Genomic DNA, 2,816 nt, shown 5'->3' on the forward strand with positions numbered 1-2,816 from the left:
CGTCCACGGGCTCGCCGCCGGCCGGGTCGGCCGGCGCCCAGGCGAGCACCGTGACCCGGCCGTCGCCGTGCCGCGTCACCAGGTGGTCCTCTCCCCGGGACAGGACCTGCTCGCCCATCTCGGACATGAAGGCGTACAGGTGGTAGGTGGGCTTCTTGATCTGGCGGTGCGTCAGCAGACCGAACCCGCCGTGGAACGGCGCGGTGGGGATGCCCGTCTCCTCGAACACGTCGCTGAACGTCCAGTAGGAGAAGGAGTCCGCGACATCGCCCCCGTACGCCAGCACCGGGGCGAGGTACGCCGCGTGGAACGCGGTGTCGTGGATCGGGTTGTCCGGCCGGTACGAGGAGTTGAACTCGGTGATGTGGATCGGCAGGTCCGCGAGCCGGGTGCCCGCCAACTGCTCCCGGGGGGCGCCGAACTGCGCGAGCAGCGTGGACGCCGGCATGAGTGTCTGATGTGTGCCGAACGGCACGTGCTGCTCAGGGCCGGAGGAGTAGGCGTGGCGGCTCACGAAGTCGATCGGCAGGTCGCGGCCTTCGACGAACTCGGCGAAGCGCCGGATCCACTCGTCCTGGTAACCGGGTGCCAACGAGGGTCCACCGACCTGGAGTTCGGCGTCGACCTCCTTGACGGCCAGCGCGGTCACCTCGTAGAGGCGGTGGTACGCGTCCTGGTCGGCCGCCCAGAAGGGCGCCAGATTGGGTTCGTTCCACACCTCGATCGGCCACCGGCGTACCTGTTCGATGCCGTAGCGGTCCACCAGGTGCCCGACGACGGCGCGGACCAGGTCCGCCCATTCCCTCTCGTCGCGGGGAGGCGTGATGTTGCCCTTCCACCAGAACACGGTGTCGTCGCCGGAAGCCAGCCCGGACGGCATGAAGCCCAGTTCGAGGAAGGGCGCGATGCCCTTCCCGAGGTAGGCGTCCACCACCTGGTCGAGATAGGTGAAGGCGTGGCGCACGCGCCGCTCGCCGGCGTGGTCGTAGGGCCGGTGGACGCCCATCCCGTCACTCAGCAGGCCATGGCCCCGGATGTGCCGGAAACCGATCTCCTTCTGCACGAGGTCGAGCGAGTCCTGGTAGTCACGCCGCAGCGCGAGGTCGAGCCGGCCCGTGCCCACGCAGTGACGCCACGCGTCGGAGAGCTGGGCTGTCGGCCGGCCGGGAACGACGATCCGCATGGTGGTGGCGGTCCTTTGCTGCGGTGCGGGGTGCGGGGTGCGAGGTCAGGGCTGCGGGGTGCCGGGATGGACGCCGGGTCGTCGGCGTGCGCCCGCGAGAGGTTCTGCGCACCCTAGGGAGCCGTCGAAAACGGTGTCAAGGCCTCGGGCCCCGCCGCCGCACAGCCCAGTAACGATTGAGCAACCTGCGCAAACTGTGGGTGGTCCCTTCCTTGTTCTACACGGTAGACATTGCTGCGACTTGACGGACGGCCATTAGTTTGCGCAAAAACTGCGGCTTGAGGTCTCCATGACGACAGATCAGGGAGTTCCACGATGACGAGGAAGACGCGCTGGGCGACGGCCACCGCGGTGGGCCTGGGTATCGCGCTCGTCGCCACGGGCTGCGCGGGTGGCGGCGACACCGGCGGCGAGGGTCCGTCCGGCGGAAAGGTCACCCTGACCTTCTGGGAGAACGCCATGCCCGGGCCCGGTGACGAGTACTTCAAGGCGGCCGTGAAGGAGTACCACTCGCTGCACCCGAACGTCACGATCAAGCTCCAGCCGATCCAGAACGAGGACTTCGACGGCAAGCTGCAGACGGCTCTCAATTCGGACACCGCACCGGACATCTTCCTGCAGCGCGGCGGTGGCAAGATGCGGGCCATGGTCGAGGCCGGCCAGATCCAGGCGCTGGAGCTCACCGCCACCGACAAGGCGAACGTGGGCACGGCGGCTGTCGCGGGCAATTCGATCGACGGCAAGGTCTACGCGATGCCGACCGACACACAGCCCGAAGGCATCTACTACAGCAAGGAACTGTTCGAGAAGGCCGGCATCGCCGAGCCCCCGAGGACGATGCCCGAGCTCGAGGAGGCCGTCGCCAAGCTGAAGGGGATCGGCGTCGCGCCGATCGCGGTCGGCGCCAAGGACGCCTGGCCGGCCGCCCACTGGTACTACAACTTCGCACTGCGCCACTGCAGCCAGGACGCCATGAACAAGGCCGCCGAGACGCTCGAGTTCGACGACCCGTGCTGGACCGAGGCGGGTGAGGACCTGGAGAACTTCCTCCAGGTCGAACCCTTCCAGAAGGGCTTTCTGACCACCCCATCGCAGCAGGGCGCCGGTTCGTCGGCGGGCATGGTCGCCAATCACAAGGCGGCCATGGAACTCATGGGAACCTGGCAGCCCGGTGTGATCGCCAGCCTGACCCCGGACAAGAAGTCGCTCCCCGACCTGGGCTGGTTCCCCTTCCCCGCCGTCGAGGGCGGCCAGGGCGACCCGACCGCACTCATGGGCGGCGGGGGCGGGTACTCCCTGTCCAAGGACGCGCCGAAGGAGGCCTTCGGCTTCCTCCAGTTCCTGGTCACCAAGGACCAGCAGAAGGCCTACGCCAAGGCCTTCTACACGATCCCGGTGAACAAGGACGCCCAGGACGTCGTCACCGAGCCCTACAACGTCTCGGCGCTCGAGGCCTTCAACAAGGCCTCCTACACGATGATGTTCCTGGACACCGTGTACGGCCAGAACGTCGGCAACGCCATGAACACCGCCGTCGTGAACCTGCTGGCCGGCAAGGGCACCGGCGCCGACATCGCCAAGGACACCAACGCCGCCGCGGCGAAGGGCTGAGGCCGGCGCACGACTCCCCGCA

At 68.1% G+C, this 2,816-nt stretch carries 2 protein-coding genes; one reads left to right on the forward strand and one right to left on the reverse strand.

Annotation, left to right across the window (positions count from 1 at the left end; genetic code table 11):
- A partial coding sequence (locus HW445_RS25235; protein ID WP_180223218.1) for a xylan 1,4-beta-xylosidase occupies positions 1-1,183 on the reverse strand: 1,183 nt, incomplete at its 3' end.
- Between the two features lie 315 nt (positions 1,184-1,498).
- On the opposite strand from HW445_RS25235, the gene HW445_RS25240 reads away from it, so the two are divergent.
- Entirely contained in the window at positions 1,499-2,794 is a 1,296-nt protein-coding gene (locus tag HW445_RS25240; RefSeq protein WP_180223219.1) for an ABC transporter substrate-binding protein, read from the forward strand.
- The last annotated feature ends 22 nt before the right edge of the window (positions 2,795-2,816 follow it).

Origin of the sequence: Streptomyces sp. UH6 (genome assembly GCF_013421635.1) — a bacterium.
GTDB classification, from domain to species: domain Bacteria; phylum Actinomycetota; class Actinomycetes; order Streptomycetales; family Streptomycetaceae; genus Streptomyces; species Streptomyces abyssomicinicus.